Source organism: Pseudomonas sp. MS19 (assembly GCF_013277615.1).
Lineage (GTDB): Bacteria > Pseudomonadota > Gammaproteobacteria > Pseudomonadales > Pseudomonadaceae > Aquipseudomonas > Aquipseudomonas marincola.
In genome coordinates this window covers 161,784-177,147 of record NZ_VBTO01000008.1, presented here as the reverse complement: position 1 = coordinate 177,147, position 15,364 = coordinate 161,784, and the positions used below count along the sequence as shown (strand labels likewise).

Annotated in this window: 14 protein-coding genes; 4 read left to right on the top strand and 10 right to left on the bottom strand. The window is 58.4% G+C overall.

The genetic code is table 11. The features are described 5' to 3' along the window. The first annotated feature begins 240 nt into the window (after positions 1–240). The 4 genes from FEZ62_RS08015 (at position 241) to FEZ62_RS08000 (ending at position 3,913) form a co-directional block, all read left to right on the top strand. Complete coding sequence (locus tag FEZ62_RS08015; protein ID WP_090512457.1) at positions 241–840, top strand: PepSY-associated TM helix domain-containing protein; 600 nt, start codon at positions 241–243, stop codon at positions 838–840. 13 nt (positions 841–853) lie between these two features. Beyond that, positions 854–1,366 (top strand): DUF2271 domain-containing protein, encoded by a 513-nt coding sequence (locus FEZ62_RS08010; protein ID WP_090512459.1) that lies wholly within the window; start codon positions 854–856, stop codon positions 1,364–1,366. A 42-nt stretch (positions 1,367–1,408) separates the two neighbouring features. Then, positions 1,409–2,284, top strand: coding sequence for a DUF4198 domain-containing protein (locus FEZ62_RS08005; RefSeq protein WP_172927349.1), 876 nt, complete (start codon positions 1,409–1,411; stop codon positions 2,282–2,284). A 72-nt stretch (positions 2,285–2,356) separates the two neighbouring features. Continuing rightward, entirely contained in the window at positions 2,357–3,913 is a 1,557-nt protein-coding gene (locus tag FEZ62_RS08000) for a sulfite reductase subunit alpha (protein ID WP_172927348.1), read from the top strand. Between the two features lie 7 nt (positions 3,914–3,920). Here the strand turns inward: FEZ62_RS08000 and FEZ62_RS07995 are convergent, their stop codons facing one another. From FEZ62_RS07995 to FEZ62_RS07950, 10 genes are all read right to left on the bottom strand, one after another. Then, positions 3,921–4,451, bottom strand: coding sequence for a DUF3617 domain-containing protein (locus FEZ62_RS07995; protein ID WP_069900006.1), 531 nt, complete (start codon positions 4,449–4,451; stop codon positions 3,921–3,923). Positions 4,452–4,516: 65 nt separating this feature from the next. Continuing rightward, entirely contained in the window at positions 4,517–4,993 is a 477-nt protein-coding gene (locus FEZ62_RS07990) for a GNAT family N-acetyltransferase (RefSeq protein WP_172927582.1), read from the bottom strand. 180 nt (positions 4,994–5,173) lie between these two features. Next, positions 5,174–5,590: a DUF1850 domain-containing protein gene (locus FEZ62_RS07985; RefSeq protein WP_172927347.1), complete on the bottom strand. Its 417-nt coding sequence runs from the start codon at positions 5,588–5,590 to the stop codon at positions 5,174–5,176. Beyond that, complete coding sequence (locus tag FEZ62_RS07980; protein WP_069900008.1) at positions 5,587–7,614, bottom strand: TRAP transporter permease; 2,028 nt, start codon at positions 7,612–7,614, stop codon at positions 5,587–5,589. Before FEZ62_RS07980 ends, FEZ62_RS07985 begins: the two co-directional genes overlap by 4 nt. Before the next feature lie 234 nt (positions 7,615–7,848). After that, the gene (locus FEZ62_RS07975) at positions 7,849–8,802 is read right to left on the bottom strand and encodes a TAXI family TRAP transporter solute-binding subunit (RefSeq protein WP_069900009.1); all 954 of its coding nucleotides are present in this window, start codon (positions 8,800–8,802) and stop codon (positions 7,849–7,851) included. Positions 8,803–9,071: 269 nt separating this feature from the next. After that, positions 9,072–10,415: a sigma-54 dependent transcriptional regulator gene (locus tag FEZ62_RS07970; RefSeq protein ID WP_172927346.1), complete on the bottom strand. Its 1,344-nt coding sequence runs from the start codon at positions 10,413–10,415 to the stop codon at positions 9,072–9,074. A gap of 93 nt (positions 10,416–10,508) precedes the next feature. Continuing rightward, complete coding sequence (locus FEZ62_RS07965; protein ID WP_172927345.1) at positions 10,509–12,257, bottom strand: ATP-binding protein; 1,749 nt, start codon at positions 12,255–12,257, stop codon at positions 10,509–10,511. A 104-nt stretch (positions 12,258–12,361) separates the two neighbouring features. Then, on the bottom strand, positions 12,362–13,546 hold the full coding sequence (cfaB, locus tag FEZ62_RS07960) for a C17 cyclopropane fatty acid synthase CfaB (RefSeq protein ID WP_172927344.1): 1,185 nt from the start codon (positions 13,544–13,546) through the stop codon (positions 12,362–12,364). Between the two features lie 88 nt (positions 13,547–13,634). Next, complete coding sequence (locus FEZ62_RS07955) at positions 13,635–14,414, bottom strand: DNA-binding domain-containing protein (protein ID WP_172927343.1); 780 nt, start codon at positions 14,412–14,414, stop codon at positions 13,635–13,637. After that, the gene (locus FEZ62_RS07950; protein ID WP_150547961.1) at positions 14,405–15,250 is read right to left on the bottom strand and encodes a DUF692 domain-containing protein; all 846 of its coding nucleotides are present in this window, start codon (positions 15,248–15,250) and stop codon (positions 14,405–14,407) included. The genes FEZ62_RS07955 and FEZ62_RS07950 overlap by 10 nt, the downstream gene beginning before the upstream one ends. Between the last annotated feature and the right edge of the window lie 114 nt (positions 15,251–15,364).

Below are 15,364 nucleotides of genomic sequence, written 5' to 3'. Positions count from 1 at the left end.
ATCATTATATGTTTACAGCTCGGCTGTTCTTCGTCAATACAATTGCGAAGTATTATCATTTAAATACGCTCCGAAAGTTTTGCTCCGCCCCACCACAGATTCATGCCTTTGACCCTTTAAAACCGCAGGTTTCAGATACACATGAGTGCAAGGCCGGCAACGTATAGATTTTGTAAAGGTTTCCCATTTGCATTAAAAACTTTATAGAATCGTTCTCATTCTCTTCGTAATGTGAACTTTATGAGCGCTCTTCCCTGGCTCGGTACGCTGCGCCAATGGCACTGGCTGAGTTCTGCCCTGTGCCTGGCCGGCATGCTGCTGTTTGCCATCACCGGCATCACCCTCAATCACGCCGCGCAGATAGAAGCCAAACCGACAATCACCAGCCATCACGCCGAGCTCCCAGCCGAGCTGCAAGCCACATTACTGGCTGATATGCCCAGCACAGGAATACCGCTGGCGCTCAGGCAGTGGCTGCAAGCCGAGTTGCCGGTGCAGTTGGATGGCCGCACGGCAGAATGGTCGGACAGCGAGCTGTACATCGGCCTGCCCCGCCCCGGTGGTGACGCCTGGCTGAGCCTGGATATCCAGACCGGCGAGCTGGAGTACGAGCGCACTGATCGCGGCTGGATTGCCTACCTCAACGACCTGCACAAAGGTCGCAACACCGGTGCTGTCTGGTCCTGGTTTATCGATATTTTCGCTGGGCTGTGCGTGGTGTTCAGCCTCAGCGGCCTGCTGTTACTCAAGCGCTATGCCAGTAACCGACCCACAACCTGGCCGATGCTGGGTCTGGGCCTGGTAATCCCCGTGTTACTGGCGCTGCTGTTTATCCACTAATAAGGACATTGCTATGTCGAAACGCTTGCTCCTGCCTTTCTGCGCGCTACTCAGCGCCCCTGTAATGGCCGCCGAAGTAAAACTGGATGTAGAAATCCCGCGCTTGCAGGTCGCCGAATACCATCGCCCCTATGTCGCCATTTGGCTGGAGCAGCCGAACCAGAAGCACGTTGCCAATCTGGCGGTCTGGTACGACGAGAAACTCAAGGACAAAGAAGGCGAAAAATGGCTCAAAGACCTGCGCCAATGGTGGCGCCGTAGCGGTCGCAGCCTGGAAATGCCGATTGATGGTGTGAGCGGTGCAACCCGCGCTGTCGGCAAGCAATCACTGACCTTCAACAGCGCCGATGCGCCTTTCAATAACTTGCCTGCGGGCGAGTATCGCGTTGTTGTGGAGGCTGCCCGCGAGGTGGGTGGCCGCGAACTGCTGCGCCTGCCATTTACCTGGCCGCCGCAGGAGCGCGCCGAGAGCAACAGCAAAGGCAAAACCGAGTTGGGTCAGATTAATCTGACCCTGACTCCCTAAACCCGCCGATCCCTGAAATACGCCATTCTAAGGAAGCTTGCCATGCACCCCATCGTCAAATGGACTGCCCTGACCCTTGCTGTTTGCCTGCCACTCAGCGCACAAGCCCACCGCGCCTGGATGCTGCCTTCAGCGACGGTTTTATCCGGCGAAGATCCGTGGGTCACCGTTGATGCCGCTGTTTCCAATGACCTGTTCTACTTCGAGCACTTCCCGCTGCGCATTGCCGGTATCGGCAAACTCGACGCTGGTAAAGCCGGTGGCCCACCAGGCATGCGCCCACGCCCGGCTGCTGAACTGCAACTGCTGGCGCCGGACGGCAGCAGCATCAAAGCTGAAAACGGCAACATCGGCCGCTACCGCAGCACCTTCGATGTTCACCTCACCCAGAAAGGGACTTACAAGCTGGCCATCGCCAACAGTGGCCTGTTTGCCAGCTACACCGAGAACGGTGAAAAGCGCCGCTGGATGGGTAAGGAAGCAGACTTCGCCAAGCTGGTTCCGAGCGACGCCAAAGACCTCAAAGTGGCGCAGAACAGCAACCGCATGGAAGTGTTCGTGACCTCGGGCAACCCAACTGAAACCGTGCTGAAAACCACCGGTGTCGGCTTGGAACTGGCGCCGATCACTCACCCCAATGACCTGTTTGCTGGTGAAGCGGCCGAGTTCACTTTGCTGCTCGATGGCAAGCCTGCCAAAGACGTTGCGGTGAGTGTGATTCCAGGTGGCAACCGCTACCGTGATCATCTGGGTGAAATCAAAACCACCAGCGATGCCGACGGCAAAATCAGCATCACCTGGCCCGAAGCGGGCATGTACTGGCTCGAAGCTGAGCTGAGCAGCAAAGACGGGGTTAAAGCACCCGCCACTGAGCGCCGCGCGTCCTACAGCGCCACGCTGGAAGTGCTGGCGCCTTAAGCCTGCCTCGCCGCTGTCGGCCAAGACGACAGCGGCGCCTTCTTTTTCATCCTCCAGTTTAAGCGGCCCGCCTTGATCGCTCATTCCATCCTTCGTCGCTGGCCTGTACCTGTCAGTCTGCTGCTCGCGGCAGCTTTACTGTGGCTGCAGCCGCCGCGCGAAATATCTGCGCTGCTCATTTGTCTGGTGTATGTGGCGCTGTGTGCGCAATGCGCATGGCAACACCGCCGCGCTCGCCCCGAAGCAAGCAATGCCGACACGTTGTTGGTTGCCTATGCGAGCCAGAGCGGTCAGGCGCAACAGATTGCCGAGCGCAGTTGTGCGCAGTTGATTGAAAGCAAGGTGGCGGCGCAGTGTTTGCCCCTTAACCAGATCAACCTTGAGCAATTGTCTGCTGCGCAGCGCCTGTTGCTGGTCGTGAGTACCTACGGTGAGGGCGAAGCGCCGGATAATGCCGTGCGTTTCGAGCACGAGCTGTTTGCAAAAACCTCGTCACTGGCCAACCTGCAGTTCGCAATTCTGGCGTTGGGTGACAGCCAGTACGCGCAGTTCTGTGCGCTGGGTGAACGTTTGCAACAGCGCTTACATGCACGCGGCGCCGAGCCGTTATTCGACTTGCTCAAAGTGGATAATCTCGACCCCGGCACCTTGCGCCACTGGCAGCAGCAACTGGCGCACCTGAGCGCCAACAGTGACTTTGTCGACTGGCAGCCGGCGCATTATCGGCCTTGGCAATTGGTCCGGCGCACGTGCCTGAACCCCGGAAGCAGCGCCGCGCCGATTCATCACCTGAGCCTGCAAAGTGCCGACTCCGCCGAGTGGCAGGCCGGAGATATTGTCGAGATCGGCCCACGGCATTCAGCCGAGCATGTAGCTGAATACCTGCAAGGCTTGGGCATGGCCGCAGATACGCCCTTGGATGACGGTCAGAGCCTGGCTGAGGTGCTCAGTCGACATCACTTGCCAGTGCCCGGCCAGCATCTGCTTGAAGGCGGCGTCGAAGATCTGATCGACAACCTGAAACCGCTGGCTCACCGTGAATACTCAATCGCCTCCAGCCATGCGCAGGGCCACATCGACTTGCTGGTGCGCGAACAACATCAGGCCGACGGGCGCCTCGGGCTCGGCTCCGGCTGGCTGTGTCGTCACGCAGATCTGGGTGAATGGATTGATCTGCGCATCCGCCGCAATCCCGGATTTCACGGCCCGGCGCCGGAAGTACCGATGATTCTGCTCGGCAGCGGCAGTGGCTTGGCAGGATTGCTCGCGCACCTGCACGAACGCGCTGCAGGGGCGCGGTCACGCAACTGGCTGATCATGGGTGAGCGCGAGCAAGCGCATGACGCGCTGTTCGATGAGACACTTACGGGCTGGCAGCGCAGCGGCCACCTTGAGCGGCTGGACCGGGTATTTTCACGCGACGGAGAGCGGCTGCGTTATGTGCAGGACGCCCTGCGCGAGAACGCAGAAACGCTGGAATACTGGCTAAATCAGGGCGCGGCAATCTATGTTTGCGGCAGCCTGGAAAAGCTTGGTCGCGGCGTCGACAGCTGCCTGCGCGAGTTGCTGGGGCCTGAACGGCTGAGCCAGCTAAGCCTGAGCGGGCGCTATCGACGCGACCTTTACTGACCCGGTTTTAGCGAGGCGCCAGGGTGTCGCAATCGGCACCGACCCAACGGGCGCTCGATTCGATGGAGCCGTCTTTCTCGCCGTTCTCGGTTTGGAAGTGGGTCTTCACTTTGGTGGTAAAGGCCTTCTTGCTGGCAAAGTGAGTTTCGCCTTCACCGCGGGTATTCGGGCACAGGTATTCGAACTTCCAGACTTTGTCGGTGCGCTCGGTGATGTTTTGCGAGCAGCCCGAATTGGTGTCCAGCAGCGGCAGATGATTGGCGTTCACCTGCTCCTCGCTCATGCACACCTGAATGCCCTTCTCGCCAAGTCGGATGCCCTGGCGCTTCATCATGTCTTCCATCACCTTGCGCTGCTCATCCGGCATTTGCTTAACCTTCTTGAACATCTCTTCCATGCCCGGCATCGCTTTACCATCTACCTCCATCTTGTCTGTGCTGACTTCCCACAGACCAGGCAGGATCGGCGCAGCGCTCGCCAGTGTAGGAAGTAGACAGACCAGCCCGAGAATCAGTGTTTTGCGACTCCGTGTAGACATAACATGCTCCGGTGGATCAATGGTTAATAACCCAGCCAGTCTATCGCGCCTTCAGCCAGAGCACATCACTGCGCGGCTTCGGTCGTCAGCTCTTGTTTATAGATCTCAAGCCCGCGCGCCTGATAGTTGCTCAGCGCACTCGGGTGATCGAGCGTGCAGGTATGCACCCAGACGCGTTTCACGCCGGGCCAGTTCCACGCGGACTGCAAGGCATGGCTGAGCATCGGGCCGCCGAAGCCCTGACCGAAAAACGCCTCGGCCAAACCAAAGTAGAGAATCTCAACGTCGCCGTCCCAAGTCATTTGCAGCTCGTAATAACCGGCAATCGCGCCCCGGCAATACGCCACCCAGGTGCGGTGATTATCGGCATTGACCAACGCCTGCCACTGCTCGGGCGTCCACACCAGCTTGTCCGTCCACTGCCACGGCTCACCCACCAGCTGATAAAGAAACCGGTTGAGTTGATACTGCTTGAACTCACACTCGACGATGCTCAGCGCTGTCGGCAGCGGTTTGCTGCGCAGTTGCTGCGGGCTGAGCATTTGCAGGTAATAAGTGGTGTAACTCAAATCACTCACGATCAAATCCCTTAATGAGCGGGCCTGTTAAGCGCCCTGAAAACGTCCCGTCGCAGACGAACAAAACCCCCACAGGCGTCAGCCGCATGGGGGTTCGATTCAACAGTATACCGGTGCTTGTGGCGCCGGGAGCAGGCCGACATGTCAGCCCTTGCCTGCACCGTTCGCTGCAGGGGAGTCGAGCTCACAACTCCAGAGTTCCAACGCCGGCTGGCTCGCTTTTGGCGGGCCTAGCCATTTACTTGCCGCCTGGCAACGTTGGTTAAAACACAGTTGGTAATCCCCGGCCTCGGGAGTTCGTCCCAAGCGCAGGGGTTGCAAGGGTGGAAGCTGGCGATGGTAATGCCAGCTGCCCTCACGCAGTTCGGCATCGGCAGGGATTTCCATGCCAGCACCAGAACCTCGTACCCGCGCCTCGCCGAGTTGCAAGCCCTCGGCGGTCACGCGGTAATCCTCTTCCCAGCGGATGTGCTCAATTGTGTGCTTCCAGGCCAGGGTAAATTCGCTGACTGGCAACTGCGCCCAGACCGCGCCCGCAAGCCCCATGCACAAACCAATCATGCAGTAGCCGCCTGACTGCGGCGCGAACGCCAGAAGTGCGCAAAGAAGAACAATGCCGCCAGCACAAAGCCGATCTCGTCACTCGCCGGGGTTGCCAGAATCAGGCTGGCCCCTGCAGCGAAGCCCAGCACGCGCTCCCACCACGGCAGCTTGGATTGCAGGTAGCCGGTAAACACCACGCCCCACAAACCAATCGCCACGCCGGCCTTGAACAACGCATAGATAATCGCCAGCCAGCTATCGCTCTGCATCATCAGCGCCGGGTCGTAAACCGCCATGAACGGCACAATGAAGCCGGCAATCGCGATACGAATCGCCCACAGGCTGATCTTCAGACCAGTCTCTTTGGCAATCGGCGCCGCCGCAAAACAAGCCAGCGCTACCGGCGGCGTAAGGTCAGCCATGATGCCGAAATAGAACACGAACATGTGCGACACCACCAACGGCACGCCCAGATCCAGCAGCGCGGGGGCGGCAATCGAGCTGGTGATGATGTAGTTGGGAATGGTCGGAATACCCATGCCCAGAACCAGGCAGGTAAGCATGGTCAGCACCAGCGACAGGAACAGGTTGTCCTGACCGATGGCCAGAATGTAACCGGCAAAGGTCGACGCCACGCCCGTGAGGGAAACCACACCGATAATCACCCCGACCAGTGCGCAGGCAATACCCACCGGCACTGCGTGACGAGCCCCTTCAACCAGCGCATGCAGGCAGACGGTAAGCGTTTCACGGCCGCCCTTGATGAACCAGCAGATGGCCACCAGCAACGCCACGACGCCAAACACCACACCGATGCCCATCGAGAAGAAGCCGGCGCAGAGCAGACCCAGGGCAATCCAGAAGGCAATCCGCAGGCCCAGTGACGAGACGCGCATGATGATCGCCGAGCCAAGAATCACAATCGCTGTCAGCGACAAACCGACCATACCGCTAAACAACGGCGTGCGGCCCGAGAACAGCAGGTAAACCAGAATGAACAGCGGGATCAGCAGATACCAGCGGGCTTTTACCGCGGCCCACGGATCCGGGCACTGATCTTTCGGCAGGCCCAGCAGGTTGGCCCGCTTGGCTTCCAGATGCACCATCCAGAATACCGAGCCGAAGTACAGAATGGCCGGCAGCAATGCCGCCTTGGCGACTTCGTAGAACGGCACGTTAATGGTTTCAGCCATGATGAACGCGACCGCACCCATCACCGGCGGCATGATCTGGCTGCCCATACTGGAGGTGGCCTCGACGCCACCGGCAAAGGCCGGGCGATAACCGAAGCGTTTCATCAGCGGAATGGTGAACTGGCCGGTGGTTACCACGTTGGCAACGCCGGAACCGGTGATCGTGCCCATCAACGCAGACGACACCACCGACACCTTGGCCGGGCCGCCGAGCTTGTGGCCGAAAAAGCCCAAGGCAAAATCAGTGAACAGCTTGATCATGCCGGCTTGTTCGAGGAACGCGCCGAACAGGATGAACAGAAAGATATAGGTCGCAGATACATAGGTCGGCGTGCCGTACAGGCCTTCAGTACCGTAGGCCAACTGATTGACCAACTGGTCGATCTCATAGCCACGATGCTGCAAATCACCCGGCAGGTATTGCCCAAGCAGGCCATAAGCCAGAAACAGCGCGCAAATAATCGGCAAGGCGATGCCCATGACCCGGCGCGCGGCTTCGAACACCAGGAACACCAGCACCAGGCCGACAAACATATCCATGCTGGTGAGGTCGCCGGAGCGCTGAATCAGGTCGGCTTCGAAAATCCATTGATACGCCGCCGTCGCCATACCGGCCAAACCCAGCAGCCAGGCCAGCGGTTGCCAAGGGCGACCCTTGCCAGTGGCGGAGAAGCTGATAAACACCGTCAGCAACAAGAAGCCAACGTGAACGGCGCGCAACACCTGGCTTGAAACCGGATGAAACGCGGCAGTGATGATCTGAAAAACAGAGAACAGCAGCGCTACGATAAACAGCGCTTTTGGCCACTCGCCGGGGTTGGCGGACAGGCCCTGATTTTGCTCGCTCATGGCGCAAACACTCTCAATATTGCTACTGCGATAGAGGTGCTAACAAAACCGACTGCCATGGCGGCACTGGCTTTATTAGGCTCCCTCTGCAAAACGCCTGCAGCCGATACCAATCACACGTTAAGCATGTTCGGCTGCATCGGTTGTTGCGATTAGCCCAGGTGCGGGGTGCCACGCCAAGGCTGCTTTGGACCGGGCGGCAGCAGCCACCCGGTCACTTTGGGCAAACGATGCTTACAGCGCGCCAACTTCTTTGTAGTAGCGCTCAGCACCTGGATGCAGTGGGATCGGCAGGTTCTTGGCAGCAGTTTCCAGCTTGATGTCCTTGGCCGCAGCGTGGGCGTTGCCCAGACGGTCTAGGTTTTCAAACATCAGCTTGGTCATCTGATACGCCGTTTCTTCCGACACGCCTTCGTGGCTGACCAGAATGTTGGTGATGGCCACAGTCGGCACATCAGCTGTCTGGTTGTCGTAAGTACCGGCCGGGATCACAGCAGCCTGATAGGCGTCGTTACCGATTTTGCTGACAACGTCGGCTGGCACCGAAACGAAGTTGATTGGCAGAGTTGCAGACAGGTCACGAATCGCCGCCATGCCCAAACCCGAAGATTGCAGGGTGGCATCCAACTGACGGTTCTTGATCAGCTCAACCGACTCGGCATAAGGCAGGAATTCGACCTTACCCATGTCTTCATAGCTCAGGCCAGCGGCCTTGAAGATTGCACGGGCGTTGAGTTCGGTACCGGACTTGGGTGCGCCCACCGAAATGCTCTTGCCTTTGAGGTCAGCCAGCGTGGTGATGCCGGACTCTTTGCTGGCAACAATCTGAATGTAGTTCGGGTAAGTACCGGCGATTGCACGCAGCTTTTTCAGCGGAGCCTTGAAGCCTGCGTCTTCCACGCCTGCCCAGGCATCCGCAACCGAGTCACCCAAAGCCAGCGCCAGCTCGCCGCGACCGGCTTGCAGCAGGTTGAGGTTTTCAACCGATGCCTTGGTGGCCTGTACGGAGGTTTTCGAACCTTCGATGCCATTGCTGTAGAGCTGCGACAGCGCAACGCCAATCGGGTAATAAACACCGCTGGTGCCGCCCGTGAGGATATTGATGAATGTCGGCGCCGCGAGTACGGCAGTGCTGGCAGTCAGCGTTGCGGCAGCAGCAAATAGGCTTAAACGTTTGGTCATTCGCATGGAAGAAGCTCCGTCGTTGTTATGGCTTTATGCAGAGTTTTCAATGTAGACGATCAGTCAGCACGTCACCGGACAGGCGACTACCTGTGCATTGAATACAGGCCTGTGATCGTTATTGTTCGTGGCCGCAGATGCACCGGCCTGACTAAAGCTATAGCAGATGCCGTGCCAAGCGGCCAAACACCCGTGCTAGAGCCATCTCGATTGAAAAACCAGCCATATCAGGCGGAAAACCGCTTATACGAAAAATCCCATAGGCAAAAATCCGCCTATTCGTCATCCACGCTGCCAGCCGGGCGATAGGTGCTGCGCTGCAGCCCATGGCGTTGCATCTTCTCATTCAGGGTGCGCCGCGGCAGACGCAGCATTTCCATCACCTGATTGATGTTGCCCTGACAACTGAGCAACGCGTTGTGCAGGCACTGCGCCTCGAATGCTTCCATCTGCTCAGCCAGCGAGCTGCTCTCGACGTGCTCGGCCGGCGCACTCAAACCCAGCGCATGACGCTCTGCCGCGTTGATCAACTCGCGCACATTGCCGGGCCAGTCATGCCCCAGCAACCGCGCCAGTTCGCTGGACGCCAGCGCCGGTGCCGCGCGTTCATGGCGCACGGCCGCCGCCTGAACGAAGTGCTCGAACAGCAGCGGAATATCTTCCCGCCGCTCGCGCAGCGGCGGCAACTGCAAGTCAGCCACATTCAGGCGATAGTACAAGTCTTCACGGAAACGTCCGGCTTTAACCTCGTCAAGCAAGTCGGGTTTGACCGCACTGATGACCCGCAGATCCACCTGAATGCTGCGGTTGGAGCCCAAGCGCTCAAGGCTTTTCTCCTGCAAAACGCGTAACAGCTTGACCTGCTGGGCCAGCGGCAGGCTTTCGATCTCGTCGAGAAACAGGGTTCCGCCGTGAGCATGCTCAATGCGGCCAATGCGCTTACCTTGTGCGCCCGTGAAAGCGCCACTCTCGTGGCCGAATAATTCGCTCTCGAACAAGTGCTCTGGAATCGCCGCACAGTTGAGCGCAACAAACGGCTTGTCGGCGCGTGGACTGAAGTCATGCAGGCAGCGCGCAACACGCTCCTTGCCGCTACCGGTGTCGCCGCGAATGAGGATATTGACCGAGGTTCCGGCCAGCTCGAGGATCTGCCGACGCAAGTTGACCATCGGTTTGGAAACGCCCAGCAACTGGCTTTCTATGCGGTTTTTGAACGCCGACTGCTGGCGCAATTCGCGGTTTTCACACACCAGCCGACGTTTATCCACAGCCCGGCGCACGCTGTCGAGCAGGCGTTCCGGGGTGAAGGGCTTTTCGATGAAGTCGTAAGCGCCGTTGCGCATGGCCTCAACCGCCATCGGCACATCACCATGGCCAGTGACCATGATCACCGGCTGGTCAGCATCCTGGGCGAGCAGTTTATCCAGCAACTGCAAACCATCAGTGCCGGGCATGCGTACATCGGTGATAACCACGCCGCTAAATTCGCGATCGACCAGATTCAGAGCTTGGGCCGCGCTGGCGCAGGCAGTGACCTCGAAGCCGGACAGCTCCAGCCACTGCTGAACCGCATCACGGATTGCCGCTTCATCATCGACTACCAAAACCTGACCGCTCATATCACCTCCTGACTGACCGGCCGCAGTGTATCGCCAACCGCAAAATTCTCTAGTGCGAAAATCATCTGCACGGCGCAATCAGTCACAGTCAACTCAGGAGACGGCTGCCAGTTTGAGGGTGAACACAGCACCCGCCGCGCTGTTTGCCGCCTCCAGTGTACCGCCCATTTCACGCACGATTCCGTACGAAACCGCCAGACCGAGACCCAGCCCCTGGCCCACTGGCTTGGTGGTGAAAAAGGGCTCGAAAACCTGCGCGAGTTGATCGCTGCTAATCCCGCCGGCGTTGTCCTCAACCCGCAAAACAGCGTGTTCGCCCTCCTGCGCAATAGTTATCCACAGCTGCGGATGCGCCTGATCCGTAAGCGCATCGAGGGCGTTATGCAGCAAATTGAGTAACACCTGTTCAAGGCGGATGGCATCGCCCATGACCATTACGTTGTCGTCTGTCTCGCGTCTGAGCTGCACATTTTCACTGCGCATGCGTGGGGCGAGTAATTGCAGGGCCTGCTCCAGCACATCATCCAGGCGCAGGCGCTCTTTAAGCCCGGACGGGCTCTTGCGCGCAAAAGTTTTCAGGTGTCCGGTAAGCCCGGCCATGCGCTGCAACAGCCCATCAATACGTTGCAGCCCTTCATGTACATCTGCCTGGCGACCGCTATCGAGCAACAGGCGCAAGCTGCCCAATTGCATCTGCATGGCTGTGAGAGGCTGGTTGATTTCGTGGGCCATTGCCGCCGACATCTGCCCCAGCGCGGCCATTTTGGCGGCATGTACCAGGCCTTCCTGCGCTTCATGCAGCTCGGCGGTGCGCAGCTCCACTTCGCGCTCCAGGCGTTCGCGAATACCGATCTGCAAACGCTGATTCTTGCGCCGCTGAACCAGATACAGCAGCAAAAATACCAGGGTCATCCAAACGCCGGCGGCGGCCAGCCGATAGCTGCGAATGCTCTCGTCAAAACTCGAAGGCTCGACCAGATAGTGCAGCGTCCAGCCTTCTTCGGGCATCAACAGGCTCTGCCACAGGTAGTCACGCTGACCATCCGGGCCATCCACTGTGCGCCGCTGCGCGTCGTTATCAATCTGCTGGCGCAAGGTGCTGGGTAAGGGTTTGAGTGCCTGTTCGGCATATTTGCGCACCTCCACCAACTCGTTGCGAACGCTGTCACTCAGCGGCTGCAGCGAACGGAAACGCCAGGCCGGGCGGTTACTCAGAATCACCACTGAATAGCCGTCAGCCACCAACAACACGCCGCTCTGCCCTGCCCACTCACGCTGCAATTGCTCGAACTCAAGCTTGACCACCAGCACGCCGATTACGCTGCCATCGTCATCGTGCACCGCATGCGAAAGGAAATAACCGGGAATTCCGGTGGTCACGCCAACGGCAAAAAAACGCCCGGCAGACTGCTTTAGCGCATCCTGAAAATACGGCCTGAAGGCGTAATTGTTGCCGACAAAACTGCTCCAGTCCCGCCAGTTACTCGCCACCAGCGCTTGCCCGCGCATATCCAGCAGATACAAGACGTTGGAACCGGCGGCCAAGTTGAGCCGTTCGAGACGCTGATTGAGTTTTTCGCGGAGCAGGCGATCTTTGGGCGCACGCAGCAGGGTTTTAATGTCGCTGTCGAGCGCCAACACCTCTGGCACCGAACGGAACCGTTCAACCAGCGCGTGTACCGATTGGGCATACAACTGCAGTTGATCCCGCGCTTCAACGCTGCGGTCCTTCCAGGCCTGATTCTGCGCATAACGTCCGGCCACCAGCATGCTCAACAGCAAGCCGATGACGATCAGCAGAACAATCCAGAACACCCGATAACGGACAAACAAGGCAGGCATGTGCAACTCATCACTCGGCAATTCAGGCATGGTAAGGCAATGCGCTGAATTGTGCAGGGTGATCGCCTGCCCTCACACGGTCAGGTCATTCGCGGGCCTTGCGGTCAGCGGTAAATATCGGCCCGGCTCCAAGGCAAATCATGCCCGCCATCGGGATACGGTCGGGTAACAAGAATCTGATGAATGTTGACCCAGTTATGCGCAAAGCCATACGAGCAGCCTGCCAGATAAAGCCGCCAGATTCGCAGCGCCTGATCCGGCACCAGCTTGCTGGCGCGGTCGAGTTGGCGCTCGAGACGCTCGCTCCACATGGCCAGCGTGCGGGCGTAATGCAGGCGCAGACTCTCGATATCGACCACTTCCAATCCGGTTTCGCTGAGCAGGCTGGTCATGGTTGCGACATGCGGCAATTCACCGTGCGGAAAAACATACTGGCCAATAAAGTCGCCAGCGCCCCGGCCAACCGGGCGGCCGTCGGTGTATTTGGAGGTAATACCGTGGTTGAGCATCAGCCCGCCCGGCTTTAATGCGCCGTATAGGCAACTGCAATACAGCGGCAGATTGGCCAAACCGACGTGCTCGAACATGCCGACGCTGACAATCTTGTCGAACTGGCCCTGCTGCGGCAGGTCGCGGTAATCCATGAACTCGAGGTTTACCTGCCCTTCAAGTCCGTCGTCTTTAACCCGTTGCCGCGCCAGTTGCAGCTGCTCTTTGCTCAACGTGATGCCAAGCACCTGCGCGCCGAATTCACGCGCCGCAAACCGCGAAAGCCCGCCCCAGCCGCAGCCTACATCCAGTAATTTATCGCCTGGTTGCAGGCGCAATTTGCGGCAGATATGGCGAAGCTTGGCTTGTTGAGCCTGCGCCAGCGTCTCATCACCCTGAGGAAAATAGGCGCAGGAATAGACCATGTCCGGGTCGAGCCAAAGGGCATAGAAGTCGTTGGAGAGGTCGTAGTGATAACTGATGGCCGCCGCGTCCACTTCCTTGTCATGAGCTTGATGCTCAGGCTCGGCTGACACGTCATCGCCCAAAACCGCCTGACTCAGGGCGTCTCCCACCTCGATTACATCGCGCATTGAGCCTTCGAGGTCGATGCGCCCCTCAACATAGGCACCGCCTAACGTATCGAGACCCGGATGTGAGAGCTGGGCAATCAGCGTCGGGTCTTTCACCACCAGCGTCACACGGGGGCTGGGGCCAAGATCGTACTGTTTGCCGTCCCACAAGCGCAGGCGTAGCGGCAGGTTGAGATTATCGAATGATTGCGGAAGATGCGCGAGCATTAGGGCCTCCAATTCTCAGTCAACAACACCTGAAAAAAAGGATAGCCCACTCACGAAAATATTCAGCTAATGAGCGCGATAGCCAAACTTAATGCGCCTGCAAAATGCCGTCGCTGAGCCACTGGCGCAGCCAAGTGACGGCTTGAACCGGCGCGTTATCACCCAGTTCAGTCAACGCTGCACATAAGCCCGAGAAGTTCATGCCTTGCACAGCCATGCCCTGCAACGCTCCAGTCTCGGCCTCGCCTAAACTGCGATAGCGGGTGACCAGTTCTTGCCGCCAAACCAGACATACACTGGGCTGCTCAAGTTTTACACTGCCTGGAAATTCACCCTGATTCTTCAGCGCTCGCCAGATGTCCAGCGTGTTAAAAGTAAATGCTTGCCATTGCACACTGGGCAACAAGCGCACCTGCAAGTTCGGCCAGTCTTCTGCCGGCAATGCCGCGACCTGCTCGAACAGCAAGGCCTGCGCATCCGGCGCATCGAACGCCAGAGTGAATGCCCACTCAAGCCGCGCCAGCTCACTCAAGGGTTGCGCTTGTTCAGGTATCAGGTGTGCATCGATAAAGTCGGCAAAGTCAGCGCCAAGCCAACGCAAGCTGAAGTGCTTGGGCGGATGGGCATCGATATACGCCTGAGCCAGGGCCGCAAACTCTTCGTCACCCAACCATTGATGCACAGCCTCAAAATCACCGCGCAGCACTTCCTGCAAGCGCGCGCGATAGGCGTTGTGATAAATCGCCAGCCCCAGATCGACATCCAGTGTCGGGCCGCCAATCAGCGTGTCGCGCAGCGCGGCATTGGGCACCGAGTCGGCGTTGAGCAGGTAGTTCTCGATTTCATTCTGCCATTCGATCAGACGCATGCAGGCTCCTTGGCAAAGGCGCGGGCGGCAATGCTGCGGGCTTTTTCCAGCTCGTCCATCAACTCCGCAAACGGCGGAAAGTGATCGTCGCGTTCGATCATCGTTGCAACGGGGCCAAAGTGACGGGCCGTGCGCTCATAAAGCTCCCACACCGGATCACACACAGGGTGATCGTGAGTATCAATCAAGTATGTGCCGTAATCGGTGTGCCCGGCCAAGTGCATCTGGCGGATCTTGTCGGCCGGTAAACTGCTGATGAATTCCCAAGGATCAAAGCCATGGTTGCGCGCACTGACATAGACGTTATTGACGTCCAGCAGCAACTCACAGCCGCTCTCGGCACTCAGCGCTGAGAGAAATTCCCACTCGGTGAATTTGTCGCCCGCACTGCGGATATAAGTCGAGGCGTTTTCCAGCACCAGCGGCCGCTCGATAACATCCTGGACTTGGCGCACGCGACTCGCCACATGGCTCAGGCTTTCTTCGGTGAAGGGCAGCGGGAGCAGGTCGTGCAGGTGATGGGCGCTGCCACGACTCCAGCACAAGTGATCGCTGATCCATTGCGGTTTGACCCGCTCGGCAAGCGCTTTCAGGCGTTTCAGGTAATCGTTGTCGAGATCATGCGGGCCGCCGATAGACAGCGAAACGCCATGCATCACCAGCGGATAGTGCTCGCCGATGGCATCGAGGTAATAGAGTGGCTTACCGCCCTCGACCATGTAGTTTTCGGAAATGATCTCAAACCAGTCGACCGCAGGGCGCTGTTCAAGAATTTCCTGATAGTAGTTGGTACGCAAACCCAGGCCGAAGCCCAGAAATTGAGATGCAGCCGGCATTGGCACTCCTCAAGGAACCTCTGAAAAAACATCGAGCCAACGCTTTGGTTTGACTGCCTTTTCAGAGGCGCCTGAAACAATCAGATAAAAGCCGCAGCGGCTCTTGTGAAGAAC

What these genes read in the sequence shown, in the direction of transcription:
- FEZ62_RS08015 (WP_090512457.1), top strand. Translation starts at nt 241, where the DNA reads ATGAGCGCTCTTCCCTGGCTCGGTACGCTGCGCCAATGGCACTGGCTG.
- FEZ62_RS08010 (WP_090512459.1), top strand. Translation starts at nt 854, where the DNA reads ATGTCGAAACGCTTGCTCCTGCCTTTCTGCGCGCTACTCAGCGCCCCT.
- FEZ62_RS08005 (WP_172927349.1), top strand. Translation starts at nt 1,409, where the DNA reads ATGCACCCCATCGTCAAATGGACTGCCCTGACCCTTGCTGTTTGCCTG.
- FEZ62_RS07995 (WP_069900006.1), bottom strand. Translation starts at nt 4,451, where the DNA reads ATGTCTACACGGAGTCGCAAAACACTGATTCTCGGGCTGGTCTGTCTA.
- FEZ62_RS07990 (WP_172927582.1), bottom strand. Translation starts at nt 4,993, where the DNA reads ATGCTCAGCCCGCAGCAACTGCGCAGCAAACCGCTGCCGACAGCGCTG.
- FEZ62_RS07985 (WP_172927347.1), bottom strand. Translation starts at nt 5,590, where the DNA reads ATGATTGGTTTGTGCATGGGGCTTGCGGGCGCGGTCTGGGCGCAGTTG.
- FEZ62_RS07980 (WP_069900008.1), bottom strand. Translation starts at nt 7,614, where the DNA reads ATGAGCGAGCAAAATCAGGGCCTGTCCGCCAACCCCGGCGAGTGGCCA.
- FEZ62_RS07975 (WP_069900009.1), bottom strand. Translation starts at nt 8,802, where the DNA reads ATGCGAATGACCAAACGTTTAAGCCTATTTGCTGCTGCCGCAACGCTG.
- FEZ62_RS07970 (WP_172927346.1), bottom strand. Translation starts at nt 10,415, where the DNA reads ATGAGCGGTCAGGTTTTGGTAGTCGATGATGAAGCGGCAATCCGTGAT.
- FEZ62_RS07965 (WP_172927345.1), bottom strand. Translation starts at nt 12,257, where the DNA reads ATGCCTGCCTTGTTTGTCCGTTATCGGGTGTTCTGGATTGTTCTGCTG.
- cfaB (WP_172927344.1), bottom strand. Translation starts at nt 13,546, where the DNA reads ATGCTCGCGCATCTTCCGCAATCATTCGATAATCTCAACCTGCCGCTA.
- FEZ62_RS07955 (WP_172927343.1), bottom strand. Translation starts at nt 14,414, where the DNA reads ATGCGTCTGATCGAATGGCAGAATGAAATCGAGAACTACCTGCTCAAC.
- FEZ62_RS07950 (WP_150547961.1), bottom strand. Translation starts at nt 15,250, where the DNA reads ATGCCGGCTGCATCTCAATTTCTGGGCTTCGGCCTGGGTTTGCGTACC.